A 26,081-nucleotide genomic window follows, 5' to 3' on the forward strand; every position below is an offset into this window, starting at 1 on the left:
ACTATCTTCATATGAGAAACGGGCATGATGTGAATGTCCGTTGATGAAGGAGGAAATGGAATGCAGCAGGAGCCGGTCGTCCGTCTTCAGGGCGTCAGTAAAATCATCTCCTCCCGATCATTGGTCAGTGACCTGACTCTGGATATCTCTCCGGGGCAGGTTTTTGGTTTTTTAGGACCCAATGGGGCGGGGAAAACAACAACGATTCGAATGATGGTAGGGCTGATGTCCATCAGTAAAGGAGATATCATCATCTCGGGACACAGTGTAAAGAATGAATTTGAGCAAGCCATAGCTCAGGTTGGGGCTATTGTCGAGAATCCGGAAATGTACAAATTTCTGACAGGATATCAGAATCTCGTTCACTTTGCTCGGATGTCACCTGGTATTACGAAAGAACGCATTGCCGAGACGATTGAACGTGTGGGGCTTACAGCCCGAATTCATGACAAGGTAAAAACCTATTCTTTGGGTATGCGCCAGCGTTTGGGTGTGGCCCAAGCCATATTACATAAACCAAAGTTATTGGTATTGGATGAACCCACCAATGGGCTCGATCCACAGGGAATACGTGAACTTAGGGATTATTTGCGTCAGCTCTGTCAGGAGGAAGGGATCACAGTCTTTGTATCCAGCCACTTGCTGTCCGAGATGGAATTGATGTGTGATACCGTTGCGATTATCCAAAATGGCAAATTGATTGATGTAAGAAATCTCAGAGCTGAGGCGGGAGTGGACGTACTTACTGAAGTTGCTTTTGAGGTAAATGATGCACCGCGTGCAGCCGAACTAATTAGCGAAGCTACAGTTCAGGGCAATGCCATTGTGATTCGTTTATCCCGTGAGCAGATTCCGGACTTGAATGCGAGGCTGGTCAGTGAAGGGTTCCAGGTATATGGTATCCGTAACGTAACCCATACGCTGGAAGATCAATTTTTGCAGGTGACTGGGGGCGGAAGCATTGAGTAATTTCGGCAATCTCATTATGAATGAAAACATGAAAATTTTCCGTCGTCCACGTACTTGGATTATGTTATCCATTCTGGCATTGATCTCGCTGTTGATGCCGGTTCTGCTCAATGAAGGCATGGGGTCCAGTGAGGTCCCATACTGGCAAGCAGCTATTACAACCGTTCAGATCGTCTTTTTCCTGAATACCATCTTCTGTGTCGTCATTGCAGCTGAAGCGGTAGCTGGTGAGTTCACCTGGGGAACTATTAAACTACTGCTGATTCGTCCGTGGTCACGCAGCAAAATACTGGCATCCAAATATTTGACCGTGATTGGATTCAGTATTCTGAGTACGTTACTTGTTGTTATTCTGGCAACCGTAATGTCATATATACTGTTCTCCCATTCCGTAACTCAGGATGGAAGCGGTGCTTCTGCATCACACGCATTTGCACTATGGGGATATCTATACGTGGACTTGTTTATTACGCTCGCTATTGCTTTTATGGTCTCCTCCGTTTTTCGTTCGGGAGCTCTGGCAATCGGTTTGTCTCTATTTATCATGTTTACACAGAATTTGTTCTCAATGATCTTCAATCCCGTTCGTTACGAATGGGCCAAGTATGTTCTGTTCAATAACATGGATCTCAGTCGCTATATGAATTCAGCGGCGGATTATGGATTGCTTGGCGATGGAAATGCAGGTATGACACTTGGCTTTTCTATTGCTGTTCTAGCTGTATATTATGTCATTATCATGTTGATCTCATGGGTTGTATTCAACAAAAGAGATGTGGCAGGCTAATCGCCTGCTTCTTTTTTTTGCCCAATTTCTCCTTCAGGATGGAAAAGAGAGTATATTCAGCATCCGCTGTGGCATGACTAGCATTTAAGGGTACATATAATAATAGATGAGAATACGGCTTGGGCTGGAACACGCTGCCCAAGCTGTATTAAGTTGCATTACATACATATCACCGCCGCAGTCGTATTTGGCAGAGCAGCGTATGGAGGGATCACGTTTCTTGATAAACAACAAGTTTTACCGTATATGCACAGCAATTATTTTACTGCTGCTCATCGTGTATTTGGGGGATAAAGTCAACTTTATTTTCAGCCCCCTGACCTCGCTGATTCACATCATCATCATTCCGCTGCTGATTGCTGGTTTCTTCTATTATCTGCTGCGTCCGCTCGTCGACTATATGGAACGGCACAAAATGAAGCGTGCACTGTCAGTTCTTATCATTTACGTGGTGATTGCGCTGATCATGGCAGGATTCAGTGTGCTTGTATGGCCTTCACTACGTGAACAACTGTTGAATTTTGTGGAGAATGCCCCGGTACTGGTTACTTCGCTCAGTGATCAGTTGGCTGAATTCGAAAAGAGCGGTTTCCTTTCAAAATATATACCGGAGGATTCAGATCTGTTCTCTCGCTTCTCCGATTTTCTGAGTCAAGGAATTGCCCAGGTAACGGATTACGTATCCGGATTGTTCTCGGTCGTATCCAATCTGGTAATCATTCTGGCGACGTTCCCGATTATGCTGTATTACATGCTCAAGGAAGGCAGCAAATTTGGAACCAGTCTTACACTGCTACTCCCTAGACGTTACCGTAAAGATGGGGAAGAGACAGTCCATGAAATCGACGAAGCTTTGAGTAGCTATATTGTAGGTCGGGTCATTGTCAATGTAGCCTTGGGCATCCTGATGTATATCGGTTTTCTCTTTCTCGGTTTGCCATATGCCTTACTCCTGACGGCCGTATCCATTATTCTGAACTTCATTCCTTATGTAGGGGCCTTGCTGGCAGCCATTCCTGTCGTCATTGTCGGATTCATTGAATCACCTTCAATGGCGATCTGGTCGCTTGTTATCATTGTCATCGCCCAGCAAATCCAGGACAATCTGATCTCTCCTTATGTCTATGGCAAACAATTGGACATTCATCCGTTGACTACCGTCATCTTGTTGCTTGTAGGAGCAGACTTGGGGAACATTCTTGGGATGATCATCGTTATTCCGTTATATATGATCATCAAAATTATTTTCCGGAAGATTCAGAATCGAATCGTCGAAGACAAGGCAGATCCAGCCAATTAATTCAACTAAGGTGCGAACTCCAGGCACCTTATACGCTAAACAGCAAGGATCGTTAACAGCGACTCATGCCTAATACGCCTGCCATTATGAAAAAAGGGGTTGTCCATCATCTTCACGACGATGGACAACCCCTTTTAGTGTATCTATATTGAAGAAGCGAGTTTATGAATTCTTCTCGTCTTCATCAGTGTAGTCGGACATGGTCAACGGTTCCTTAGGAACAACAGCGACTTTGTAGAAGCGATTCTTGTCTTTTTCCAGCAAAACGAAGGTCAGATTCTCGAACTCATATTCTTCCTGTTCATTCATCTCTGGACGATGGCTATAGAGCCATCCGCCAATAGTATCCCATTCGTCAGCATCCAGGTTTGACGTGAACATGTCGTTTACCTTGGACAAAGATACCTTGCCATCCATAATGACATAGTTTTCATTGATGACCTGAATATCCTCCACTTCGTCTGCGTCGAACTCATCCCGGATTTCACCGACAATCTGTTCAAGCACATCCTCAATCGTTACAATCCCGGAAGTGCCTCCATACTCATCGACCAGCACGGCAATATGCACGCCATCCTTCTGCATTTTCTTGAGCAGATCCTTGACCGGAGTCGTTTCGTGAACAGCGGATACCGGCTGAATCAGGGAAGACAGATCGACAGGTTCGTCGTTTCCGTATAACTCCAGGAAAAATTGTTTGGTATTAATAATACCGATAATATCGTCTTTGCTCTCATTTACCACTGGAAAACGGGTGTATTGTTCTTGCCGGATAATATCCAGATTTTCCTCGTTCGATCTATTCACATAAAGGCAGACCATATCAGTCCGGGGTACCATGATTTCTTTGGCAAGCATCTCATCAAAAGCAAAAATCCGGCTTACATATCCAAATTCGGCCTGATTGATTTTTCCACTCTCAAAGCTTTCATTGATAATAAACTGTAATTCTTCTTCCGAATGTGCATCTTCATGCTCCGATGCAGGTTTGATTCCGAACAACTTGACCAGTTGATTTGCTGAGCTGTTTAACAGCCAGATAAAAGGATACATAATTCGGTTAAACCAGATGATAGGTGTAGACGTCAGGAGAGCAACGGCTTCGGCTTTACGGATTGCAATCGTTTTAGGTGCAAGTTCACCAACGACCACATGCAAATATGTGATGGCAACAAACGCAATAACAAACGATAAGAATGAAGAAACTGTCTCAGGCATGTGCATGCTTTCGAACACAGGGTGGAGAATATTCTCAACCGTTGGTTCTCCCAGCCAGCCCAGTCCCAGAGATGTAATCGTGATACCCAACTGACAGGCGGACAAATATCCATCCAGGTTGGCAACGGCTTGTTTGACAGCCAGGGCACGCTTGTTTCCTTCTGCAATCATTTGGTCGATCCGGCTTGGACGAATCCTTACGAGTGCAAATTCCACCGCTACAAAAAACGCCGAAAGTCCTATCAAAAACGCAACCAATACTAAATTTAACGCATACCTCTCACTGTCCATTAACTAGTCTTCTCCTTTAAGTAATAAGTTTTTAACGAATATTATATCTAATTTTACGTAAGAAGACCACCTGCTGGTCAAGAAAATAGGAAGAGTCTGGAAGGCTTTGTGTTCGAAATGGCGATGGAATGCTGATCCGCAGACTGGAATGAATCATATGTAGAGGGGAACACAGTCAGAATATACAACGCCGAAGTATGGAATGAACTGGCTGAGGGCCGCTACAGATCAGCTGTGTATGTAAAATTTTATCTAAGCAAACGTTACGAACAGTGCATACATTGGGTATCTAATGATTAGCTAAAGGCTTTATCGTCAAAGCTTGTACAGTGAGAGAGAACGGCAAGGTTATACCTTGCCATGAGGAGGAAGCCGAATGTTTTGGCTGGTCATTATATTGCTCGTATTTACTTTCCAGGCAGCCACCATTCTGTTGCTGGAATTCCGCAATCCGGCGAAAGCTGTGGCATGGCTTTTTATTTTGTTCTGTGTACCCTTGATCGGCTTTGTTGTGTATTATTTTGTCGCCCAGGACTACAACAAACGCAAGAAGGTCCGTAAAGGCGGTTCGCGAATCTTTCGGGAAATACGGGAAACGATCTGGGAGCAGGCTCATATTGTGGATCATGCCGATCAGATGTCGGGCAGCCGATACAACCATCAGCATCGTTTGTTTAACCTGCTGTCACACCTGTCAGAGAGCCCAATTACAGGCTGCAACCGGAGTCAAGTACTGACGAATGGTGAAGAGACATTTGAAGCCATGTTGAGGGCAATGGAACAGGCAGAACACCATCTGCATGTTGAATTTTATATTTTTCGGGATGATGTCATCAGTACAAAGTTTCAGGACGTGATGATTCGCAAGGCGAAAGAAGGCGTCAAAGTGCGTTTGATCTGCGATGGACTCGGCAGTCACAAGATGAGCTGGAGCTTTATCCGCAAGTTTCAGGACGCAGGCGTGGAGTTTCATTATTTTCTGCCGCCGCTCATTGCAACGATTGACCGAAGGGTGAATTACCGGAATCACCGTAAAATTGTTGTGGTAGATGGAAGGATTGGATTTGTGGGTGGGATTAATATAGGTGATGATTATCTCGGACAATATCCGGAGGTTGGATTCTGGCGCGATACCCATGTACAGATCGAAGGAGATGCCGTATATTTCCTGCAAAATACGTTCTTGAACGACTGGAAGCTCGCTTCCGGCGAGCAGATTACAGAGCCTCAACTGACAGAGCTATTCCCGCCACATATTTGCAATGGGGAAGAGCGGATTCAGATTCTAGCCAGCGGGCCGGATCAGGATTGGGATGCCATTCAAGAAATGTGCTTTGGGGCGATTTCCGTGGCATGTGAACGGATATACATCACAACACCCTATTTCATTCCGGACCCTGCGTTGTACGAAGCAATTAAGACGGCTGCCGTCAGTGGGGTGGATGTGAAAATCATCATTCCGTATCAATCGGATTCCCGGCTTGTGCATTTGGCTTCTATGTCCTATGTCGAAGAATTGTTGCGTGCGGGAGTGAAATTCTATCAATATCGCAAAGGTTTTGTGCATGCCAAGGTCCTGATTGTGGATGATTTGCTTGCCACGGTAGGCACAGCCAATATGGATATGCGCAGTTTTTTCTGCAATTTCGAGTTGACCGCTGTGTTGTTCGAAATATCATCCATGGAACGGCTGACCGAGGATTTTGAACGTGATTTGGATGAATGCAGCCAGATTGACGTGAAGGTGTTTCAGCAGCGTTCACGGTGGCAAAAAGGGGTAGAAATGCTTTCTCGCATGCTTTCTCCGCTGCTTTAGCCGTTATAGGGCGGATTTCTCAAGATAAGTTCACTTTTTGTGAATTTATCTTCTTTTTGCTAACTATTTTGCTCAAATTTGATCTTTTATGATATAATGTTTATATAAATTATGTCTTGGCGAAGGAGGGGAGTCTGCGGGAAAACAGGCTCCCTTTTGCTCTCTTTTAGAAGTGTCAACCGGAATTAAGACATACTTGAATACATTTCATATAGCCTTTAGGTGCTTTTATAACGGGGTGCATATAGCGTTGGAACGGTGTTGTTCCTCTGTATGTAGGGTTCCTCTGAGGTACTTAAATGATTTATGAAATGGATTCACATATTGATCAAAACGGGGGGGATACCATGTCCAATGTATCGATTAAAGAACTAACATCCAAGCCGGACCGCAATGTGAAGAGTTCGGTGTTTTCACTGAAGCTTCTGCAGCGCATCGTGATGATTCTGGTCGGTGCTGCACTGATGGCTGTGTCACTCGAAGTATTTCTCGTGCCGAATGGCGTTATTGATGGGGGAATAACAGGGATCTCGATTATGGTGTCAGAGCTTACACATCTGCCACTCGGAATTTTCCTGACCTTGCTTAACTTGCCTTTCCTGATTCTGGGGTATAAACAAATTGGTAAAACGTTTGCGCTATCTACATTGCTCGGGATCGTTGTAATGTCCATTGGTACGTCATTGTTACATCACGTTCCTGCACTGACGCCAGGTGAACCACTGCTTGGAGCTGTATTTGGTGGATTGATCTTGGGGGTTGGAGTTGGTCTCGTCATTCGTTCTGGCGGTTCACTGGATGGTACGGAGATTGTAGCCATACTGTTGAGTGAGAAATCACCATTGTCTGTAGGTCAGATCGTATTGTTCATTAACGTATTTATTTTTGCAGGTGCAGGTTTTGTGTTTGGCTGGCCAAACGCCCTGTATTCTATGATTGCTTATTATATTGCAATGAAGATGATTGATATTGTGAATGAAGGATTGGATCAATCCAAATCGGTATGGATTATCAGCGAGAAGTACCGTGATATTGGTTCAGCTTTAACCGACCGTCTGGGTCGTGGCGTCACTTTTCTGGATGGAGAGGGCGGCTTCAGCGGAGACGAGAAGAAAATTATCTTTGTGGTTATTACCCGTTTGGAAGAAGCTAAGCTGAAGTCCATTGTTGAAGATTGGGACCCACATGCCTTTGTGGCAATAGGTAACATTCACGATGTGAAGGGCGGACGTTTCAAGAAAAAAGGTATACATTAGCGAATCTCATCGCGCGTAAACGAAAAGATAGCCGGTACCCTTGGTTTGAGGGTGACCGGCTATTTTTGTTTTAAATGCTGGATGATCAGTTCAACAGGCTGGGGTTCGACAGCTGCGATCAGATCCCCGGTCTTCGTCAGGCGTTCCACGATGTTCATCAAGTGGTAATCTTTAACCGAAACGTTGTTCCGAACCTCATCCCATGTGAGAGGAGTAGACACAGTGCCGCCTGGCTTGGCGCGGGGAGTGTAGGGAGCTGCGAGAGTTTTGCCACCGTAATGCTGGAGGTAATCAAAATAAATGCGATCCCCCCGGTCTTTTTTAAGACGTTCCAGTGTAAACAGATCTGGATGTTTTTGAGTGACGTATTTGCCTACAAAATAACCGATGTCTCTTAATTCATCGAAGGTTACACCTTGGCGGATCGGAACAATAATCTGTACACCTGTAGCACCGGAGGTTTTCGGTACCGATCTAAGACCAAGCGAAGTCAGCGTTTCCCCCACGATCAGGGCAGCTTGCATGATGCGAGGTTCTTCTTCCTGCGAAGGATCGAGATCAATCATCCACTCGCAAGGCAGATGGCTGCTTACAGCATGTAAGGAAGGATGAAACTCCAGAGCGGCCAGATTGCCGAGCCATAACAGATCTGGGAGGTCGTTCATCACCACATATCTTATCCCGTCATGCATCTCGGTTCGTACAAACTCCGGAACGGGTTCTGGGGCATTTTTCTGATAGAAAAACTCGCCGCCTGCACCATGTGGATAACGTATCGTGGTGAGCAACCGATTTCGGGTGTAAGTAAGTAGATAGGGAGCCAGTGCCGCCAACTTTTGCAAATAGATAGCCTTGGTTACACCTGCTTCGGGCCATAACAACTTGTCCGGATTGGTCACGGTAAGCTCCATTCCATTAATCGTTATGGTGCCCTTTATTGTATGGGCCATGAGTAACACCTCCTCTGGTGAACAAGTATGATTTTAAATGGAATGCCTTTTTAATGTTTCAGGTGTATGGAAAAAGTAGTTTATTGTTCAGGGATAAGATGACTGATCTGGCTGATCGCACACTCATCTCGCTTTACCGAAGCAAAAGCCTGGATGCTTGGGTGACGTAGGGTAAGATGGTGGGTGAGTTCCATGAATTGCACTTTGACGCCGATCTGTGGTTCAATCCATGTCGTCTCCGCGCTTCTCTCGGGTATGTTATGAAAAGGTCTATCCTTACGAATAAGAGGTTGTACTTCTTTGGTTAGTTTACGCCAGGAGTCCGAGTTCAGCTTACCTGTGCCGACATGACCAATATAGACAAAGTTAGGCCCATCATATACACCGACTGCAATTGCATTGACGATGCCGCTGCGGTAGGTGACCCCTCCAATCATGGCATATAGGTCGTGGAAAATCTTAACCTTCTGCCAACGTTGATCCTTGCCGTTGATTCCATAGGTACTGGAAAGATCTTTACATACAATTCCCTCCATCTGGTGCTGTCTCATCACAGAGAGCAGGGCGTCGGGATCGGACGTGTTAGTCACCTCTTGAACATGGGGAGCAGGATTCAGAACTTGATGCAGCAGACGCTGACGATCTGCAAGTGGTTGATCTGTGACCCATACCCCATCGCAGAAAAGAATATCAAATACCATATAAGTCACCGGAATCTGGTTTACAGCTTGGGCAATGCCATCCGGTCTGCTCATGCGATCTCGCCGCAGCACGTGATAGAAGGACGGTTTTCCCGTATCTGGATCAAGGGCAATAATCTCTCCATCCAAAATATAAGAAGGGACGGAGCACAGGTTGCGTGGCTGAACCAGCTCAGGATATTGTGCAGTTCGGTTGTGCAATCTGCGATTAATTAACTGAATTCCCTGTCCGTCCTCGTAAGCAAGCATGCGGACCCCATCCCATTTGATTTGGGCAATCCAATTTTGCCCGGTAGGGATCACAGCTCGGGATATAGGTTCAAAAGGAACCAGGGGATTGAACATGTGCTTAAAACTCCTTTCCTCTTTCAAATCTGCCTGGAGGTTGATCCTCTAAGTTGAGTAGGGCAGGTTTAGCTCTTCCGCAGCCGTGCTTTCAGTTTATGTACCATGATAAGCAATAATGGAATCCCAATACCACAAGTCAAATCCCAATCAATCCAATACGGAATAACGACTTTGAGGTAGAAATTTTCGTTGGGTGCTAGCACAATGGACATGGACAGAATCAACATGGCGCCAGGCAAAATGAGTGGACGATAGCTGGACAATTTGAAGAGATGAGTGATTCCGAGTACAAAGCTATAGAAGAACAGAATGCTCTTGAAAAAGACGGCAATAATCCAGACGGAAGCCATAAAGGCCTCAATCCGCTGCAAAAAGTTGCCTATATTGATCTTCAGCGACAGATTAAATGCTGCGAACCAATGGTGCTGTGTCATAAATGGACCCATAACCAGCAGACAGATAGTTAGCGTTAGGGTAAGCATCAATCCCCCTATGATGGCTGCTAGAAGGATATCCTTTTCCCAATGTGCTTCCTTTTTGGCATAAGGAAAGAGCATAAGAAAGATGCACAATTCACAATAAGGATAGGTAAGCACAGCGACAAAGCCTTTAAAGGGATTCAGAAAGCCTTCTGCAAGAACGGGCTTGATGTTGTCCAGATGTGAATGCGGGAATAGACAGACGGTCAGAATGAGCAGAAACAGTACGATCAGGGGCAGAAGTACCTCGGCACTTCTGCCTATGGGTTCAAGACCGGAAAAGAGTCCCCAGGCAAGAGTACAAACAAAAAGCAAACTCACAATGAAGAGGGGAGATTCAGGCAGAATCTGGGTCGTCATGAAATCCCCAATTTCTCTTATGAATGCAGATGTACCCATTAGAAAATAGAATAGATAAAAACAGCTGATGAACGCCCCGATCCAGGGTCCAAGAGTATACAATGCATGTTGAATCAGATTCATCCGGGGCTGCAGTTTGTACACAACGAGCATGATGGACAGTACCCCTGCTCCCCCGGCAACGCCCATTAATGCGGATATCCATGCATCCTGATGCGCATATGAGGTGACCATTGAGGGGAAGACGATAATCTGTTCACCAATCGTGCATAAGAACATCAGTGAGCCCAGTTGTCTTACAGTTAAACGCCCCTTTTCAATCATGTGGGTTCTCCTTCGCATATCGATCTAGATATTGGTTAGGTTGCTCCAATTGCACCATTTTTATTAGGAAATGGATAAAGGCATAGATCAACATAAAAAAGTAGGCAAAAAAGCCCGGACAACGGATTTCCCCCATGGTTAGAGCGAGGAAATTGATGTCCGGGCTAATCAGATTGTAATCAACTTAAGGCACAACGATTACGTCACAGATTCCCTGTCTTAATTCGTTGAAGTTAAGCGAATACGAATATTCTGTGGGTCTACAGTAAACCAGCCCTTACCTTGCTGTTCGATAGATGCGTTCGATTGACGCAGTTGTTCTACGGCCTGTTCCAATTGTTCTTTTCCGTCATAAATGATGGTGAAGTAGTCAATCCCTGTCGCATTGGCCGGATTCACAGGTGCGCCTGTACCAGCCCAAATGTTCAGTCCGATGTGATGGTGATAACCGCCTGCGGACACAAACAGGGCGGACATGTTGGCGAAGTTACCAACGATATCGAAACCAAGCACTCCTGTATAGAAACGGCGCGACTCTTCCAGACTGCGTACATGGAAATGAACATGACCAATGACCGTTCTGGCTGGCAATCCCTGCCAAGGTTCGTTCGTGGCCAGAGCGAACAGGCTGTCTACATCAACGGGGTCACTTGACATAATGTAGTTATTATCTGCATCCCGCTTCCAGGTGTCCCGGGCACGGTCTGCATAGATTTCAATACCGTTCTGATCCGGGTCGGAAATGTAGAATGCTTCACTGACCAGATGATCACCCTGACCAATTTCGATGCCCGATTCAGCCAGATTACGGAGGGCAAGGCCCAGCGATTTGCGGTCAGGCAGCAGGATGGCGAAGTGATACAGACCTGAAGTGGAGCGTACAGGCATCGTCATTGCATCGGTTAATTGCTCAAGGCGCAGAAGGGACTGCTTTCCATCGGCTGTCATGGTAGCGACTTTTTCGCTGCGTTCAAGCAGTTTTAATCCGACCACCTCGGTATAAAATTGGATAGATCGATCCAAATTGCTAATTCGCAGACTTACTTCACCCAGATGGGTTGTAGCAGGGATTTGATAAGTAGAAGTCATAAGGATTTCCTCCTGTATAAAATTTAGTTGAATTAGTTGAATTGTTGCGGTTCACTCATTGGCAATGGAATAGGGTTATTGTAATGTCATAGGTCATGTAGTTATGAAGCTTAACTGTACATTTATAAATAAGTTACTTTTCATAAGTTAATATAAAATATAAATCAACTTTCGTCAATTGTATTTTCGATTTTGGTGTATTCATTCTTGGTTGAGTATTACTTCAATTATGGAATACAAAACAAAAATCCGGCTTCATGGCCGGATCTCCAATATTGATGTTAGTGACAAGCGAATCCTGTGCTGTTTGCTGTTTACGCCTTGGGCTTAGGCGCAGTCTTCTTTCTTCTGGCAGGAGCAGGAGTCTCTGTTTCTCCTCCAGCTGCTGCTTGGACTGAAGTTTTCTTGGGAGCACGTTTCTTAGGTTTGGCTGTGGTGGTTCCGGGATCGGTTGGAATGGGCTTCACAGCTTCAATACTTGCTTGCAGTGCTGCCATGAGATCCATGACATTCGCTTCCGGTTTGGCAGGGGCAATTTTGATTTCTTCACCGGCTACTTTGTGATTGATCAGATCCAGCAGTTTAGCGCGGTAATCGTCTGTATATTTACCAGGTTCAAAAGGAGTGGATAACTGATCGATCAGCAGTTTGGCCATCGTCAATTCCTTCTCGTTAACATTCAGAACCTCGGGCAGGTTGGGAACCTGAGAGACGGGACGGATCTCGTCCGGATAGAAAATGGTTTCCATGGAGAGGCAATCCTCCAGTACACGGATGGCAGCCAAACTGCTTTTGGAACGAATGGATATTTTGGCGATGCCGATCTTGCCAGTATCCCGCATGGCAGTCATTAATAGCTGGTAGGCGTTTCCTCCCGCTTGATCGGGGGAAAGGTAATACGTTTTTTGAAAATAAATCGGATCGATCTCCGTTAAATCCACGAAATCCAGAATGGTAATGGTTTTGCTGCTGGAATCATTTAACGCTTCAAGCTCGTCCTTTTCGAACAAGACGAATTTGCCTTTCTCATATTCATATCCTTTGGTGATCTCTTCCCATTGAACCTCAACTTCGCAGGAAGGACATTTACGTACATAAGCAAGTGGGCTGCCGCAGACTTTGTGAATGTAACGCATGGAGATGTCTTTGTCTTCGGTAGCCGAAAACATTTTGACAGGAACATGAACCAGACCAAAGCTAATGGCACCTTTCCAGACCGTATGCATGAACGGCTCCTTTCCGAGAACATTTTATGTATAGTATGGGCATTTCACGGGTGGGATAACCGTATTTCTCCGGAAGCGGTATGCTTCAGAAAGAGTGGGGGATGATAACAGAAACATCCTTAAGATCTGTGCTGTATAGCACTGGTTTTGAAAGAGGATAATATTAGTTGTTAACTATCACGTTAGGAGGTACTCCTATGAAGAACAAACGAGATGAAGATGAAGCTCACGCCCATACGTTCTCTCCGTATCCTCGTGTCGAGTCGGAAGGGTCTGAAGGTTTTCATACACCTGCAACAGCGGTTAACTGGGAGGCTGTCACATCAGAAGAGCTGCCGCTTGACAGGGAGTCTTTCATGCTGGACATTGACCGGATGGTGAATGAGGGTCTGGGCGGTGGACAAGTCACGGAAGATAACGGTTATATCGGTGAAAGTACGACAGATAGCATGGTGCGGGAATCGCATGATGATCCGGAAGGGGAGTATGAATAATGTTGGATGTGAAACGCGCGAAAGCCATTTATGATTCCAAAGATACGATTGCAGTTACATTGGAAGGAGATCCGGTCTGGATCGAAAATGTGGATGAAGCCAATGGCATGGCAACGGTGCAGGTGGGCAGCAGACCGGGGAATACCCAGACGGTACGTGTAGACCGTTTGGAAGAGTAAAAGAGAAAGTACTGGTGAAGGATGTCTAGGAAGGCCGGTGCCGTCAGGTACCGGTTTATTTGTCGTTCGTGTGAATGGTGGCCTGTCTTCCGTTCTGCTTCTGATCCTTCGATGTTGCGGGGGGAGAATGGGACCGATATAATAAAGTTCAAAGTGAACTCAGGCGGCTTGACCGCCAAAGGTGGGGCGTATATTGAATCAGACGCATGAGCAGTGGGTGTATCACTCCCATGGCATTGCAGATACAGAAGTACTCGCGTCCGCACTCGCTGAACAGGCAACCGCCGGAATGGTGATTGCATTGGACGGTGATCTGGGCGCGGGCAAAACGGCATTTTCACAAAAGTTTGCTTGGCATTTGGGTGTACGTGATGTGGTCAACAGCCCTACGTTTACACTGATCAAGGAATACGAAGGGCGTCTGCCCTTGTATCACATGGATGTGTATCGCATATCGCTGGAAGAAGCGGACGAGCTTGGACTGGATGAGTATTTCTATGGAACCGGAGTCAGTCTGGTGGAATGGTCTAGCATCATTCCTGAATTGCTGCCGCAGGAACACTTGCATGTGCAGATCGAGACGACGGGTCTAGAGGATCGAACGATTACGCTGGATGGGTATGGCGAGACTTATGCTGCCATGTGCCGACAGTTCAGACAGAATGGAGTCAAATGATGATGGAAGATTTACAAAAACAGCCGCGCCAGCGGTTTTTGGCGTTGGATACCTCGACTGCGGTGATGGCAGCCTCAGTTATGGAAGGTCACGCCCTTTTGGAAGAACGCAATGAACGGGCAGAACGCAACCATTCGGTACACGTCGTACCTGTAATGGAGCAGCTGCTGGAAGCCAGCAGCACGCAGCCGGGACAGCTGGACGGCATTGCCGTCGGCATTGGCCCGGGCTCGTACACGGGCATCCGCATTGCGGTGACCGCGGCGAAAACGCTAGCCTGGGCGTGGGACATCCCCGTTGTCGGGGTGTCCAGCCTTCAGGCCCTGGCCTGGGGCGGCTGGCACAGCGGCCTCGCCGCCAAGGCCGAAGCTGCGGCAGAAGATGCCGCAGCAGGGGCTGGCGGAACGCCATCCGCGGACCAGGGTGGCACAGGTGCCGCCCCTGTCCACTGGATCGTTCCGCTTGTGGATGCACGGCGCGGTCAAGCCTATACCGCGCTGTTTGCCTCCGCCGGGAGCGCCGCGCCCCGGCGGCTGGCGCCAGATGCCATCCGCCTGGTGGACGGATGGTTGGAAGCCCTCGCCGCCCGCGTGGCGGAAGCGGCGCCGGAAGAGCGGCCCGCTGCCGTCTGGATTGTCGGCGAGACGGGCCCGCATGCGGTAGCAGCGGCTGAGCTTCGCTGCCCCGCAGGAACGGCGCTCCAGCTCGTACCCTATGAGCTGGAGGGCCGCTGGGTTGGGCGCTTAGGTGCCGAGGCGCTGCTTGCAGGTCAGCGAGATGACGTGCATGCGCTCGTGCCCAACTACACTCAGCTGGCTGAAGCGGAAGCCAACCTGCTGCGCAAAGGCTAAAGGGGGAGGGGAAGCAGATGGACAACGTGGAGAATGACGAGCAGGAAGCAGCGCTTCAGTTCAGGTTCATGACTTTGGATGATATTCCGGATGTAATGATTATTGAACATGAAGCCTTCACCCTGCCCTGGACGGAAGAAGCATTTCAGAATGAATTGACACACAATCATTTTGCTAAATATATGGTCATGGAATTGGAAGGTACAGCGATTGGCTATGCCGGCATGTGGACGATCATGGATGAAGCCCACATTACCAATATTGCAGTCCGGGAAGCCTATCGTGGGCGCAAGCTCGGTGAGAAGCTGCTGGACGAATTGATGAGAACGGCGGCTTATCTCGGGATGGAACGAATGACGCTGGAAGTCAGGGTTTCGAATCGGATTGCCCAGAGCTTGTATCAGAAAAAAGGGTTTGAATCGGCAGGTCTTCGCAAAGGATATTACTCCGACAATGGGGAAGATGCGATGATTATGTGGGCGAATTTGCCGCCTGCGAGCCGGAGCGGCGAAGAGGAAGGAAGCGTAACGGATTCATGAAGGATTTCAATGAAAAGATAAGTTCAGCACCATCTTATATATTGGCCGTGGAGACAAGTTGTGATGAAACATCCGTAGCGGTAGTCAAGGATGGACGGGAAGTGCTGTCCAATCTGATCTCCAGTCAGATCGAGACACATAAGGCATTTGGCGGAGTTGTACCTGAAGTGGCTTCGCGTAAACACGTTGAAGTCATTACACTGATGTTGGAACAGGCTATTGAACAATCTGGCATCCGTCCGCGTGATCTGAGTGCGATCGCCGTGACGCAAGGGCCTGGACTGGTTGGTGCATTGCTGGTCGGCATCGTGGCGGCGAAAACCATGGCCATGGCCCTTGGAAAACCGCTCATTGGTACACATCATATTGCTGGACATATCTATGCCAACAGACTTACCCATGAGCTGCAATATCCAGCAATGGCACTGGTGGTTTCTGGCGGTCATACCGAGCTTGTGCATATGGAATCCGAAGGCAAGTTCAAACTGATCGGCCGTACGCGTGACGATGCTGTAGGCGAGGCTTATGACAAAGTAGCGCGTGCACTGGGTTGCCCCTATCCTGGAGGACCGCATGTGGACCGGATGGCTGCTGAAGCAGAGCAGGCGGTACCTTTGCCCCGCGTCTGGCTTGAAGCAGATTCCTATGATTTCAGCCTTAGCGGTCTGAAGTCTGCTGTACTGAATGTTTTGAATCAAGCTAAAATGCGCGGAGAAACGCTTGAACCATCTGCTGTGGCACGGGGCTTCCAGGAAGCTGTCGTCGAAGTGCTGGTAGAAAAAGCAGTAAGGGCTGTCCGTGAGTACGGATCACGTCAATTGCTGTTATGCGGTGGCGTTGCGGCAAACCGGGGATTGCGTTCAGCTTTGCAGGAGCGTTGTGCCAAGGAAGGGCTGGAATTGCTGATCCCGCCGATGGAGTATTGCACCGACAATGCAGCGATGATTGGAGCTGCGGCGTATTTGAAGTGGCAGCGGGGAGAAATCTCGGAATTCGATGCCAAAGCTGATCCTGGACTTTCACTTGAGGCATGGTCTGTTCAATCGCTATAGAATGATTCATGTATATGAAGACTTGACAGTCTCAAGTGAAGAATGTATATTAATTACAAATTAAAACAGGAATTCAGATTCCTGAACTGAAACGCAATGAACAGGAAAAGTAGGGTATTTCCCGGTCTTAGAGAGCTGCGGGGTGGTGCAACGCAGTCGAAGGAAACCTGAAACTCACCTGGAAGCGGAACGATGGAACACGGTAACTCCCTGGGAGAAGCCGAAGGCCGATGATGGCCCAAAGTACATGGTTACGGGTTGCCTCCGTGAATGGGCCGTTGTTGATGGAATCCGGATGACATATCGGTAGAAAATCAACAATAACTGAGGGGGCTTTTGTCACTTTGGGCAATGATAACGGTATGGACGCATACAGGATCAGCTCGAAGGAAATGAAAGTCAACAAGAGTGGTACCGCGAAGGTGAACAGCCTGTCGTCTCTTGCATTATTGCAGGAGATGGCAGGCTTTTTTGATTTTCAAAATGGTGATGTAATTCATGGTCACATATCATAAATGTAATGAACGGGAGCAGTAAAACGATAAAGCGCACAGAGAGCTGCGGGATGGTGCGACGCAGTGGCTAGAATCGTTCGAATCTCGCCCGGGAACGGAGCTGTGGAAGCAGGTGAGACCATGTCTCATCCCTTGTCCTTGTACCTAAAGGACATTGTGTTACACAGCAACGGCTAACCTCCGTTATAGGGTGTTTCTCCGGCTGGATCGATTGTTATTGTTGCGTGTACGCAGCTGCAATGGATCAGGGCCGAAGACGACGAGGTGGATGGTGCCTGGCGCAAGCCTGGCCCATCAAGCAAGAGTGGTACCGCGGAGGGATAATAACCCGCCGTCTCTTAGATGAGATGGCGGGTTATTTGTGTTTGCTGCCGGCAGCAGGGTGGGCGATGGGAATCCATAATCAATGGTTTAGTTTAAGAAATAAGTCCGGCGTGCAAGTCGACGTGCACGCCGGCATGGAATGAAAAATGAATAAACATAGAAAACGGGAAATGAACATCTCGTTCACATCCCCAATAACCAATATACATTCAAATTTGATGGAGGTTGATGAATATGACAACGAACAATAACAAACGCATGATTGAGATTTTTGATACAACACTGCGCGATGGAGAGCAAGCACCGGGAGCGAGTCTGCAGCCTGAGCAAAAAATTGAACTGGCACATCAGTTGGCTTCTCTGGGCATTGACGTCATCGAGCCTGGATTCCCGATCTCAAGTCCAGGTGAGTTCGCGGCGGTTCAGGCGATTTCCAGACAACTGCAAAACGTGGAAATTTGCGGATTCGCGCGTGCGGTCAAAGGGGATATTGATGCAGCCGTTCGAGCAACGGCTGACGCAGCGCGCCGCCGTATTCATCTGTTTATCTCCTCTTCGGACATCCATATTGAGCATCAACTGCGCCGTCCGCGTAGTGAAGTCGTGGCAATTGCCCGGGAGATGGTCTCCTATGCACGACAGTTTACGGATATTGTGGAGTTCACCGCCATGGATGCGGCTCGTACGAAGATGGATGATCTGATCGAAATGGTTGAAGTAGCCATTGAAGCGGGAGCAAGTATTATCAATTTGCCAGATACGGTTGGGTACGCACTGCCGCATGAATATGGAGAGATGTTCCGTCAGGTACGTGAGGGCGCAAGAGGCGGAGATAAGGTTCGTTACAGCGCACACTGTCATAACGATTTGGGCCTTGCAGTTGCCAACAGTCTGGCTGCAATTGCCAACGGTGCTTCCCAGATTGAAGTAACCATCAACGGTGTGGGAGAACGGACGGGCAACTGTGCCCTGGAGGAGCTGATTATGGCTCTGGAGACGCGGGGCGACGTTATTGGCGCAACGACAAATATCAAACTGAACCAGATGTATGAGACATCCCGTCAGATTAGCCGTGCGATGCATTTCCCAATTGCCTACAACAAACCGGTAGTAGGGCGCAATGCCTTCCAGCATGAGTCTGGTATTCACCAGGATGGTTTGCTCAAGAATCGGAGTACGTATGAGATTATGGACCCGGAAGCGCTGGGCATTCCACGCAGCATGATTATTCTGGGCAAACATTCCGGTCGTCACGCTTTGAAAGATCGGGTTCGCAAATATGGCTTTGAACCAGATGAGCAGCAAATGGAACAGCTGTATGAGATATTTAAAGAAACTGCCGATCAACAGAAAGTGGTCAGTGATGACCAGTTATTGCAGATGGTGAGCCAGACCATGAATATTCCTGCACAGGATTATGAACTGGTTGAATTGCAGGTTACGGCGGGCAGCATGACGGATCGAATGGCAGCAGTTCGCATTCGCACGAGCGCAGGGGAGCAATCCTATTCTGCGGTTGGCGGTGGTCCGGTAGATGCAACGATTCGTGCGATTGGTCAAAGTATTTCGGACGACATTACGTTTGTCGATATGGAGATGCACGCACTGAGCGGAGGAGAGGCTGCGAGTGCGGAAGCTGCGGTTACCGTGGAGCGTGCAGGACGTGAATTCAGAGGAACCGCCACGCACAATGATATTGTCATGGCTGCGGGTCTGGCGTATGTTGCAGCTTGTAATGCGGCCGGACTGAAGGCGGAGTCTTCTGAAAGTGATGAATCAGTGCACGCGTAATATTACTTCAGCGCATCACATAACTTTATGTCAAAAATAAACCAGAGGCAGGCCTTAAATACAGAGGTCTGCTTTTGTCCTTTTATAGGAGAAAAATTTGAAAGAACGAATGCGTTTGTCAAGGTGTGATTATAGTTATCCACATATTCAGTGTAAATTGTGGGTAACTATCTCAAAGTCAAACCAGTAATGTTTTCGAAAATAAAAGGCTTTAGGGGATAGAATGGTCGAGTTATATCCACAAAGTTGTGGATAATGTGGATAACTCGGTGGATAAATATGGTTTTTGTGCAAAAAAAGCTATTCTACCGCCGTATAATTAAATTGAATTGAATGCTTGCTATATTTCTTTTTTGTGGATAAATGAGAGGTTGTACAACAAAAAAATATTTCACTTGATTCGAGTGGATTTGACAAATGGGGAATCATCCTACTCAAATCTGTCTCGTTTTATGCTCAACAAAAAAAGCCGATCCCGTTAAGGAATCAGCTTTCGATATAAAGTCCGTTCTATTTTAATTCTTATTCCAAAGCTAATTCTTCCCACTCTTCATAAGCCTTGGCAAGTTGAAGCTTGTGATCCTCCGCTTTTTCCTGGAGCTCTTGCAGCTTCATGTAGTCCTGGTATATTTCAGGCAGAGCCATCTGAGCCTCAAGCTCTGTAATCTCCGTTTCCAGCTTCGCAATCTGTTGTTCCAGAGCTTCCTGCTTGCGCTGCCGGTTACGTTCTTCGCGCTTGGCCTGCTTGTCCGCTTCGAATGAGGCGGCACCGGATTTTTCGGTTGCGGATAGACCTGGATCAGATTTGGCCGAGTTTTTGTTAGAGGCCTGGCGTGCTTCAGCAGCTTCGCGTGCAATATCTTCAAGCTCCTGTTTCTTCTCTACATAATCATCATAATTGCCGAGGTAATGCTCTGTTCCGCCGGGATGCAGCTCGACAATACGTTCAGCCATTTTATTGAGGAAATACCGGTCATGCGAGATGAACAGCAATGTGCCCTCATAGTCCATCAGCGCCGCTTCAAGCACTTCTTTGGCGAACAGGTCGAGATGGTTCGTAGGCTCATCCAGAATGAGCATATTGGCTTCCTTGAGCATGAGCTTGGAGAGTGAGACACGAGCTTTTTCTCCACCGCTGAGCGATGAGATCTTTTTGAGTACATCATCTCCACTGAACAGGAAGTTGCCTAGCACTGTACGAATCCGTGATTCTTCCATGCCTGGATATGCGCTCCACAGTTCTTCCAATACGGTATTGGAAGGGTTAAGTCCCGTCTGCTCCTGATCATAATAGCCAATCTGCACCTTGGTACCCCATTGGATCTCACCGCTTACAGGACGCAAACTTCCGGTGAGGCATTTCAACAAGGTAGATTTTCCGATACCGTTCGGACCGATCAAAGCAACCGTTTCCCCGCGTCTTAGATCAAAAGATACATTGCGGAATAACGGCGAAGCCTCATCGTAGGCAACGGAAAGCTGATCCACACGGAGCACTTCCTTGCCGGACATAACAGCCGGTTCGAACGAGAAATGAGCTTTCTTCAAATCTCCCATCGGTTTGTCGAGTCGATCCATCTTGTCGAGTGCCTTGCGGCGGCTCTGTGCCCGTTTGGTTGTTGAAGCACGGACGATATTCTTCTGAACAAACTCCTCCATCTTGGAGATTTCATCCTGTTGTTTCTCGTATTGCTTCATCTGGCTTTCGTACTCGGCAGCTTTCAGTTCCATGTACCGGCTGTAATTGCCCGTATATTTTTTGGAGCGGTGCCGTTCGATCTCCACGATGTTCGTTACAAGCCGATCCAGGAAATACCGGTCATGAGATACAACCAGCAGGGCGCCAGAATAACCTCTCAGGTAATCTTCGAGCCACGTCAGGGTGGCGATATCGAGATAGTTGGTAGGCTCGTCCAGCATGAGCAGGTCAGGGGCCTGAAGCAAAATGCGAGCAAGAGCAAGACGTGTCTTTTGCCCGCCACTCAGTGTGGCAATCTGGGTATCTGGTGAGAATTCACCGAAGCCCATCCCGTGCAGTACACTGCGAATACGGGTTTCCATTTCATAACCGCCATGATCCTTGAACCAGTCCGAGCGTTTGGCATAACGCTCAAGCAAATCTGCATATTTTTTTTCATCTTCCATCTGCGCAGGGTCAGCAATATCCTGTTCCATCTGACGCAAATCCGCTTCCGCCTGAGTCAGGTGGCCGAATACGTTCATCATTTCTTCCCATATGGAGCGATCGGATTGCAGTCCGCTGTTCTGGGCGAGGTAACCAAGCGTTGTTTCCTTGGATTTGAAAATCTGTCCGCCATCATAGGACATTTCCCCAGCCACGATTTTGAGCAAAGTGGATTTCCCTGCACCGTTAACACCAACGAGGCCGATGCGCTCGCGTTCTAATATTTGTAAGTTCACGCCGTCCAGGATTGGATCGACACCAAAACGTTTGATAATTCCGGATACTTGCAGCAGCATAAAATTAAGTTCCTCCATAGGTCCAGTTCTTGATATGACAACTATATCCCAGTTTACATGAAATACAGAGCAAATGCACCGATTAGGAGTGCTTGGGGCGTGTAGTCTTTTTGGTCAATCAATGATAAACTGAAAGAAGGCATGTTAATAGATGAGGATTTTGCAGAAAATGAATCATTTTAACGATTCCAACACGATGACAACTGGTGCATAACATATAAATGGTTTTAATTGAGAGCTAGTTTACCTTCCCGATCAACAGGAGGTTATTCACGGACATGCAGGATCATACGGAACAGAAAATCCGTCTTCGTTCCAAGCTGAGACAGAGCCGGGATCTGATGGATGAAAGCATGCGTCAGCAGGCGATGACTGAGATTAATGATGTGACGAAGCGAGAACTGGAGCGCCTTAGAGGGGACAAATGGAAGCTGGGGAACAAGCGGCTTATGATTTTCAGCTATTTGTCTTATGGAAGCGAAGCATCTACGGCCTTTTTATTTGAAGAAGGCTGGAAGTATGGAGATCGGATGCTCGCGCCGAAAGTGCTGGCGAATCCGGCTCGAATGGAATTGCGACGTGTCAGGGGTGAACAGGATATTCAGCCGGGAATATGGGGGATACCTGAACCCAAGGATTCCTGTGAAGTGCTGCAACCTGAAAGCTGGCCGGATATCGATCTTGTCATAGTACCGGGGCTTGGATATGACCTTCATGGAGGGCGCATTGGTTATGGCGGCGGTTATTATGATCGTTTTGCCGAGACACTTGCAGCGAAATGTGCGATGACGGACAAAAGACCACTGATGGCTGCATTGGTATTGCCAGGCCAGCTTCAAGATGAAATTCCGATGGACCCGCTTGATCTGCCGATTGATCTGTTGATAACAACCGAAGGTATATTACATATCGAATAAAGGGTTGTGATGTGATTGAATTCAGAAACGAATAACGACCAGGCTTCCGGCAGTAAACTGACTCATTTTAATGAACAGGGACGAGCTCGGATGGTTGATATTTCGGGTAAGGAAAGTACCGTGCGTACAGCTGTGGCGGTATCCAAAGTGACGATGAATCCGGCTACGCTTGAAGCAATTCGAGAGGGCCGCATCGGCAAAGGTGACGTTCTGGCTGTGGCCCAAATTGCGGGTATTCAGGGCGCCAAGAAAACGTCGGACTGGATTCCGATGTGCCATCCATTGGCATTGACGGGCGTGGATATTCGTTTTCATGACAACGGTGTCGATGAATTGCAGATTGAAGTTACGGTCAAAACCGAAGGAAAGACAGGTGTCGAGATGGAGGCGCTCACGGCGGCGTCGGCTGCGGCACTGACGATCTATGACATGTGTAAAGCCATGCAGAAAGATATGATTATCGGTCCAACCATGCTGAATTCCAAAAGTGGTGGCAAAAACGGCGATTTCAGCCGATAAGGGACATTTATTTTCATAGAGGAGAAGGGTGATCTTTATGGTGTGGAGAACAGCAATCCTGACAGCCAGCGACAAAGGGGCCCGCGGGGAACGTGAGGATACGAGTGCCCAAGTGATCCGGGAACTTGTGGAAGAAGAACTGGGTGGGGAAATCGTGGAGTACCGCATCGTTCCGGATGAACCCGATGAGATTATTGCGGCTTTGATTGAGATGACAGATTATTTTCACGCTGATTTGGTATTGACCACTGGGGGTACGGAGCTTGCGATTCGTGATATTACTCCAGAAGCGACCCGGCGGGTTATTGAACGGGAAGTTCCAGGCATGGCTGAAGCCATGAGATACAGTGTCATGGGCAAGAATCGTTCTGCCATGCTGTTCCGCGGCGTATGCGGTATTCGCGGACGTACATTGATTGTCAACCTGCCAGGTACACCGAAGGGTGTGCATGAGCATTTGGCGGCCATCATGGACCAGCTTCCGGAAGCGCTGCTGATGGTTACGGGTCAGTTCAAGCAATAAGAGTGAAACATATAGTAGCGGGTGTGAAATCAAGCAGGGAAAAATGATTGGATGTCGGGGTCTCTTTTGTGAATAATGTGGGTTATGTAAGTGGTTACATCTATGGTATGATTGACATAATTCAAAATGAAGCAAAGACATCTATGAGCCTATGGCCAAGCGTGTGCATCTTTGAAGCTTGAAACGAGGAGGAATAATATCAATGTTAAGTTCCATTGGACCAACAGGTTTTATTTTGCTGGCCGTTATCGCGTTGCTTTTGTTTGGACCTAACAAGCTTCCGGAATTGGGGCGGGCAGTCGGACGCACTTTCCGTGAATTCAAAGAAGGCGCACGTGAGATTATTTCGGATGATGATTCATCCAGTCGCAAGGAGCAGGAAAAGGCGAAGCCGCTGGCATCTGAGACTGCATCTGCAGACAAGCCTGAGGATAAACGCCTGCCGGAATAACTTTGACGGCAATGAAAGAGAAATCCCTTCCTGCCGGAAGGGTTTTGTATTTTAAGCTGGCAACAATGGGGGGCAGGCATGACGCAGCAGAAGGAAGAAATGACGCTTACAGAACATTTGAGTGAGCTGCGCAAGCGGTTGATTTATGTGTTGAGTATTTTTATTTTGGGGCTGGTGGCAGGCTTTCTGGTGGCAGACCCAGTGTATCAATATCTGACGAAGGCAGAGACTGCTCAGGGGTTTGTGCTGCATGCATTCTCGTTCTGGGACGGGATTGGCATCTACATGAAGATTGCCGGTCTGTTCTCACTGGTCATCACGCTGCCGTTTACGGTGTTTCAGCTCTGGAAGTTTGTCAGTCCAGGTCTGCGCCCGCGTGAGCGAAAAGCAACGCTGAAGTATGTACCTTATGTATTTCTGTTATTTCTGATCGGGTTAGCTTTCTCGTACTACGTTGTTTTCCCGATGGCACTTTCTTTTACTTCATCGATTACGGAAAAAATGGGGCTTGTCGAGACCTACGGAATGAAGCAGTATTTCAGTTTTTTGTTTGGAATTGTACTGCCGGTATCCCTGTTGTTCGAACTTCCGTTAATCATTATGTTCCTGACAGGACTGCGGATCTTGAATCCCATCCGGCTTCGCAAAATGCGCAGAGTCGCTTATTTTGTCCTGATTTTCATTGCGGTTGTGGTCACACCGCCTGACTTTATTTCCGATTTTCTTGTGATGATTCCCTTGCTCCTGTTATATGAGATCAGTGTGTTTTTGTCTGGCTTTGTGTATCGCAAACAGCTTGTAGCTGATGCAGAGGCTGAATCCCGATACATCCGTGCCGAGGATAAGCAGAGTGCAGTATAACAAAAGAGAGATTCCATGCGATTTTTGTAACTGTGATAATCTTGTATGGTGCCCGTCCCGGGATAAGGCGACCAATTCTTACCCGGGATATAAAGGGAGACAAGCTTTTACAGCTTATATTGTGACGAACGGGACAAGCAGGCATATTATGTTCAACAATGGATACAATGGAAAAGGGCTGCCTGAGAACGATGCAGGAGGACTTACGGATTCTGTGGAATAAGTTAATAAGGTATTATGGCATTTACGCAGGCCAATCGGGAGTTTTTTGGCCGGGTTGATGTAAATACAACGTAAAATCTCGCAGGAATTCATGAAAAGGACTTGAAATCATGCTTCAAGTTGAAGTATCATAAAGTTGGTTGTTAGCACTGAACACTGTCGAGTGCTAATACATATGGCTACAACCTACAATGTAACGTTATATAATTTCAAAAGGAGGCTATTTTTCATGATCAGACCTTTAGGTGAACGCGTATTGGTAGAACCACTGGAGCAAGAACAAACAACTTCTTTCGGGATCGTACTCCCGGACTCCGCCAAAGAAAAACCGCAAGAGGGTAGAATCATTGCAGTTGGTGCTGGAATATTGAAAGACGGCGTACGTGTAGCTCTGGAAGTGAAAGAAGGAGATCGCGTTATTTTCTCCAAATATGCCGGTACAGAAATCAAATTCGAAGGTAAAGAATATTTGATTATGAAAGAAAGCGATATTCACGCGATTCTCGACTAATTCAAATTTAATCGGATAACCGAACCATATAGCACTACCATTTTCCAACAAAAACTAGGGA

Annotated in this window: 26 protein-coding genes and 1 other annotated feature; of the genes, 19 read left to right on the top strand and 7 right to left on the bottom strand. The window is 47.4% G+C overall.

Translation table 11 applies throughout. From position 1 onward, the window contains the following. Positions 1-60: 60 nt before the first annotated feature. From AC3ITG_RS06405 to AC3ITG_RS06415, 3 genes are all read left to right on the top strand, one after another. Complete coding sequence (locus AC3ITG_RS06405; RefSeq protein WP_413376080.1) at positions 61-969, top strand: ABC transporter ATP-binding protein; 909 nt, start codon at positions 61-63, stop codon at positions 967-969. Then, the gene (locus AC3ITG_RS06410) at positions 962-1,756 is read left to right on the top strand and encodes an ABC transporter permease (RefSeq protein WP_489253189.1); all 795 of its coding nucleotides are present in this window, start codon (positions 962-964) and stop codon (positions 1,754-1,756) included. Before AC3ITG_RS06405 ends, AC3ITG_RS06410 begins: the two co-directional genes overlap by 8 nt. A 220-nt stretch (positions 1,757-1,976) precedes the next feature. Then, positions 1,977-3,056 (top strand): AI-2E family transporter, encoded by a 1,080-nt coding sequence (locus AC3ITG_RS06415; protein WP_489253190.1) that lies wholly within the window; start codon positions 1,977-1,979, stop codon positions 3,054-3,056. A 162-nt stretch (positions 3,057-3,218) separates the two neighbouring features. Here AC3ITG_RS06415 and AC3ITG_RS06420 read toward each other — a convergent pair whose 3' ends face one another. Further along, on the bottom strand, positions 3,219-4,565 hold the full coding sequence (locus tag AC3ITG_RS06420) for a hemolysin family protein (protein ID WP_489253191.1): 1,347 nt from the start codon (positions 4,563-4,565) through the stop codon (positions 3,219-3,221). Between the two features lie 376 nt (positions 4,566-4,941). On the opposite strand from AC3ITG_RS06420, the gene cls reads away from it, so the two are divergent. Together cls and AC3ITG_RS06430 are read left to right on the top strand one after the other, a co-directional pair. Continuing rightward, complete coding sequence (gene cls, locus AC3ITG_RS06425; protein WP_489253192.1) at positions 4,942-6,381, top strand: cardiolipin synthase; 1,440 nt, start codon at positions 4,942-4,944, stop codon at positions 6,379-6,381. Positions 6,382-6,728: 347 nt separating this feature from the next. Further along, a complete protein-coding gene (locus AC3ITG_RS06430; protein ID WP_413376090.1) occupies positions 6,729-7,637 on the top strand; it encodes a YitT family protein in 909 nt (302 codons plus the stop codon). Positions 7,638-7,696: 59 nt separating this feature from the next. Here AC3ITG_RS06430 and ligD read toward each other — a convergent pair whose 3' ends face one another. The 5 genes from ligD to ku all read right to left on the bottom strand — a co-directional run bounded on the left by ligD (position 7,697) and on the right by ku (position 13,114). Then, the gene (gene ligD, locus AC3ITG_RS06435) at positions 7,697-8,587 is read right to left on the bottom strand and encodes a non-homologous end-joining DNA ligase (RefSeq protein ID WP_413376092.1); all 891 of its coding nucleotides are present in this window, start codon (positions 8,585-8,587) and stop codon (positions 7,697-7,699) included. Positions 8,588-8,667: 80 nt separating this feature from the next. Further along, positions 8,668-9,633 carry an ATP-dependent DNA ligase gene (locus AC3ITG_RS06440; protein ID WP_489253193.1) on the bottom strand — a complete coding sequence of 322 codons (966 nt, stop codon included), beginning with the start codon at positions 9,631-9,633 and terminating at the stop codon, positions 8,668-8,670. Positions 9,634-9,701: 68 nt separating this feature from the next. Beyond that, positions 9,702-10,799, bottom strand: coding sequence for a GerAB/ArcD/ProY family transporter (locus AC3ITG_RS06445; RefSeq protein ID WP_489253194.1), 1,098 nt, complete (start codon positions 10,797-10,799; stop codon positions 9,702-9,704). Between the two features lie 219 nt (positions 10,800-11,018). After that, the gene (locus AC3ITG_RS06450) at positions 11,019-11,888 is read right to left on the bottom strand and encodes a VOC family protein (RefSeq protein ID WP_489253195.1); all 870 of its coding nucleotides are present in this window, start codon (positions 11,886-11,888) and stop codon (positions 11,019-11,021) included. 314 nt (positions 11,889-12,202) lie between these two features. After that, positions 12,203-13,114 (bottom strand): non-homologous end joining protein Ku, encoded by a 912-nt coding sequence (ku, locus tag AC3ITG_RS06455; protein ID WP_489253196.1) that lies wholly within the window; start codon positions 13,112-13,114, stop codon positions 12,203-12,205. Between the two features lie 197 nt (positions 13,115-13,311). On the opposite strand from ku, the gene AC3ITG_RS06460 reads away from it, so the two are divergent. From AC3ITG_RS06460 to AC3ITG_RS06495, 8 genes are all read left to right on the top strand, one after another. Next, a complete protein-coding gene (locus AC3ITG_RS06460) occupies positions 13,312-13,608 on the top strand; it encodes a hypothetical protein (protein ID WP_489253197.1) in 297 nt (98 codons plus the stop codon). A gap of 2 nt (positions 13,609-13,610) precedes the next feature. Then, positions 13,611-13,787: an H-type small acid-soluble spore protein gene (locus tag AC3ITG_RS06465; RefSeq protein WP_053783520.1), complete on the top strand. Its 177-nt coding sequence runs from the start codon at positions 13,611-13,613 to the stop codon at positions 13,785-13,787. Between the two features lie 193 nt (positions 13,788-13,980). Beyond that, positions 13,981-14,463: a tRNA (adenosine(37)-N6)-threonylcarbamoyltransferase complex ATPase subunit type 1 TsaE gene (gene tsaE / locus AC3ITG_RS06470; protein ID WP_489253198.1), complete on the top strand. Its 483-nt coding sequence runs from the start codon at positions 13,981-13,983 to the stop codon at positions 14,461-14,463. 2 nt (positions 14,464-14,465) lie between these two features. Then, positions 14,466-15,314, top strand: a complete 849-nt coding sequence (tsaB, locus tag AC3ITG_RS06475) for a tRNA (adenosine(37)-N6)-threonylcarbamoyltransferase complex dimerization subunit type 1 TsaB (protein WP_489254427.1) — start codon at positions 14,466-14,468, stop codon at positions 15,312-15,314. A gap of 17 nt (positions 15,315-15,331) precedes the next feature. Further along, on the top strand, positions 15,332-15,853 hold the full coding sequence (gene rimI, locus AC3ITG_RS06480; RefSeq protein ID WP_113051825.1) for a ribosomal protein S18-alanine N-acetyltransferase: 522 nt from the start codon (positions 15,332-15,334) through the stop codon (positions 15,851-15,853). Continuing rightward, complete coding sequence (gene tsaD, locus AC3ITG_RS06485; protein ID WP_379439095.1) at positions 15,850-16,905, top strand: tRNA (adenosine(37)-N6)-threonylcarbamoyltransferase complex transferase subunit TsaD; 1,056 nt, start codon at positions 15,850-15,852, stop codon at positions 16,903-16,905. The genes rimI and tsaD overlap by 4 nt, the downstream gene beginning before the upstream one ends. 344 nt (positions 16,906-17,249) lie before the next feature. After that, entirely contained in the window at positions 17,250-17,420 is a 171-nt protein-coding gene (locus tag AC3ITG_RS06490) for a hypothetical protein (protein ID WP_489253199.1), read from the top strand. Then, positions 17,417-17,762, top strand: a binding site (T-box leader). (Overlaps the previous gene by 4 nt.) A gap of 216 nt (positions 17,763-17,978) precedes the next feature. Next, positions 17,979-19,535, top strand: a complete 1,557-nt coding sequence (locus AC3ITG_RS06495) for a 2-isopropylmalate synthase (protein WP_489253200.1) — start codon at positions 17,979-17,981, stop codon at positions 19,533-19,535. Between the two features lie 522 nt (positions 19,536-20,057). Here AC3ITG_RS06495 and AC3ITG_RS06500 read toward each other — a convergent pair. Then, positions 20,058-22,016 carry an ABC-F family ATP-binding cassette domain-containing protein gene (locus AC3ITG_RS06500; protein ID WP_063564481.1) on the bottom strand — a complete coding sequence of 653 codons (1,959 nt, stop codon included), beginning with the start codon at positions 22,014-22,016 and terminating at the stop codon, positions 20,058-20,060. Between the two features lie 278 nt (positions 22,017-22,294). Between AC3ITG_RS06500 and AC3ITG_RS06505 the strand changes: the two genes are divergently transcribed. The 6 genes from AC3ITG_RS06505 to groES all read left to right on the top strand — a co-directional run bounded on the left by AC3ITG_RS06505 (position 22,295) and on the right by groES (position 26,020). Then, the gene (locus AC3ITG_RS06505) at positions 22,295-22,933 is read left to right on the top strand and encodes a 5-formyltetrahydrofolate cyclo-ligase (protein ID WP_489253201.1); all 639 of its coding nucleotides are present in this window, start codon (positions 22,295-22,297) and stop codon (positions 22,931-22,933) included. Positions 22,934-22,948: 15 nt separating this feature from the next. Beyond that, the gene (gene moaC / locus AC3ITG_RS06510) at positions 22,949-23,452 is read left to right on the top strand and encodes a cyclic pyranopterin monophosphate synthase MoaC (protein WP_082935190.1); all 504 of its coding nucleotides are present in this window, start codon (positions 22,949-22,951) and stop codon (positions 23,450-23,452) included. A 37-nt stretch (positions 23,453-23,489) separates the two neighbouring features. Continuing rightward, positions 23,490-23,975, top strand: a complete 486-nt coding sequence (locus AC3ITG_RS06515) for a MogA/MoaB family molybdenum cofactor biosynthesis protein (RefSeq protein ID WP_024630749.1) — start codon at positions 23,490-23,492, stop codon at positions 23,973-23,975. Between the two features lie 202 nt (positions 23,976-24,177). Next, entirely contained in the window at positions 24,178-24,426 is a 249-nt protein-coding gene (gene tatA / locus AC3ITG_RS06520; RefSeq protein ID WP_163756402.1) for a twin-arginine translocase TatA/TatE family subunit, read from the top strand. Positions 24,427-24,504: 78 nt separating this feature from the next. Next, the gene (gene tatC, locus AC3ITG_RS06525; protein WP_489253202.1) at positions 24,505-25,287 is read left to right on the top strand and encodes a twin-arginine translocase subunit TatC; all 783 of its coding nucleotides are present in this window, start codon (positions 24,505-24,507) and stop codon (positions 25,285-25,287) included. A 451-nt stretch (positions 25,288-25,738) separates the two neighbouring features. Beyond that, a complete protein-coding gene (gene groES, locus AC3ITG_RS06530) occupies positions 25,739-26,020 on the top strand; it encodes a co-chaperone GroES (RefSeq protein WP_489253203.1) in 282 nt (93 codons plus the stop codon). Positions 26,021-26,081: the final 61 nt, after the last annotated feature.

It is taken from the genome of Paenibacillus sp. GL_099_B (genome assembly GCF_057835695.1).

Excerpts from the sequence above, each read along its gene's own strand:
- ku (WP_489253196.1), bottom strand. The coding sequence starts at position 13,114 with ATGCATACGGTCTGGAAAGGTGCCATTAGCTTTGGTCTGGTTCATGTT.
- AC3ITG_RS06500 (WP_063564481.1), bottom strand. The coding sequence starts at position 22,016 with ATGCTGCTGCAAGTATCCGGAATTATCAAACGTTTTGGTGTCGATCCA.
- AC3ITG_RS06405 (WP_413376080.1), top strand. The coding sequence starts at position 61 with ATGCAGCAGGAGCCGGTCGTCCGTCTTCAGGGCGTCAGTAAAATCATC.
- AC3ITG_RS06440 (WP_489253193.1), bottom strand. The coding sequence starts at position 9,633 with ATGTTCAATCCCCTGGTTCCTTTTGAACCTATATCCCGAGCTGTGATC.
- AC3ITG_RS06445 (WP_489253194.1), bottom strand. The coding sequence starts at position 10,799 with ATGATTGAAAAGGGGCGTTTAACTGTAAGACAACTGGGCTCACTGATG.
- tsaD (WP_379439095.1), top strand. The coding sequence starts at position 15,850 with ATGAAGGATTTCAATGAAAAGATAAGTTCAGCACCATCTTATATATTG.
- AC3ITG_RS06430 (WP_413376090.1), top strand. The coding sequence starts at position 6,729 with ATGTCCAATGTATCGATTAAAGAACTAACATCCAAGCCGGACCGCAAT.
- AC3ITG_RS06460 (WP_489253197.1), top strand. The coding sequence starts at position 13,312 with ATGAAGAACAAACGAGATGAAGATGAAGCTCACGCCCATACGTTCTCT.
- tatC (WP_489253202.1), top strand. The coding sequence starts at position 24,505 with ATGACGCAGCAGAAGGAAGAAATGACGCTTACAGAACATTTGAGTGAG.
- AC3ITG_RS06450 (WP_489253195.1), bottom strand. The coding sequence starts at position 11,888 with ATGACTTCTACTTATCAAATCCCTGCTACAACCCATCTGGGTGAAGTA.
- cls (WP_489253192.1), top strand. The coding sequence starts at position 4,942 with ATGTTTTGGCTGGTCATTATATTGCTCGTATTTACTTTCCAGGCAGCC.
- rimI (WP_113051825.1), top strand. The coding sequence starts at position 15,332 with ATGGACAACGTGGAGAATGACGAGCAGGAAGCAGCGCTTCAGTTCAGG.
- AC3ITG_RS06495 (WP_489253200.1), top strand. The coding sequence starts at position 17,979 with ATGACAACGAACAATAACAAACGCATGATTGAGATTTTTGATACAACA.
- AC3ITG_RS06420 (WP_489253191.1), bottom strand. The coding sequence starts at position 4,565 with ATGGACAGTGAGAGGTATGCGTTAAATTTAGTATTGGTTGCGTTTTTG.
- groES (WP_489253203.1), top strand. The coding sequence starts at position 25,739 with ATGATCAGACCTTTAGGTGAACGCGTATTGGTAGAACCACTGGAGCAA.
- tsaB (WP_489254427.1), top strand. The coding sequence starts at position 14,466 with ATGGAAGATTTACAAAAACAGCCGCGCCAGCGGTTTTTGGCGTTGGAT.
- AC3ITG_RS06505 (WP_489253201.1), top strand. The coding sequence starts at position 22,295 with ATGCAGGATCATACGGAACAGAAAATCCGTCTTCGTTCCAAGCTGAGA.
- ligD (WP_413376092.1), bottom strand. The coding sequence starts at position 8,587 with ATGGCCCATACAATAAAGGGCACCATAACGATTAATGGAATGGAGCTT.
- tatA (WP_163756402.1), top strand. The coding sequence starts at position 24,178 with ATGTTAAGTTCCATTGGACCAACAGGTTTTATTTTGCTGGCCGTTATC.
- AC3ITG_RS06515 (WP_024630749.1), top strand. The coding sequence starts at position 23,490 with ATGGTGTGGAGAACAGCAATCCTGACAGCCAGCGACAAAGGGGCCCGC.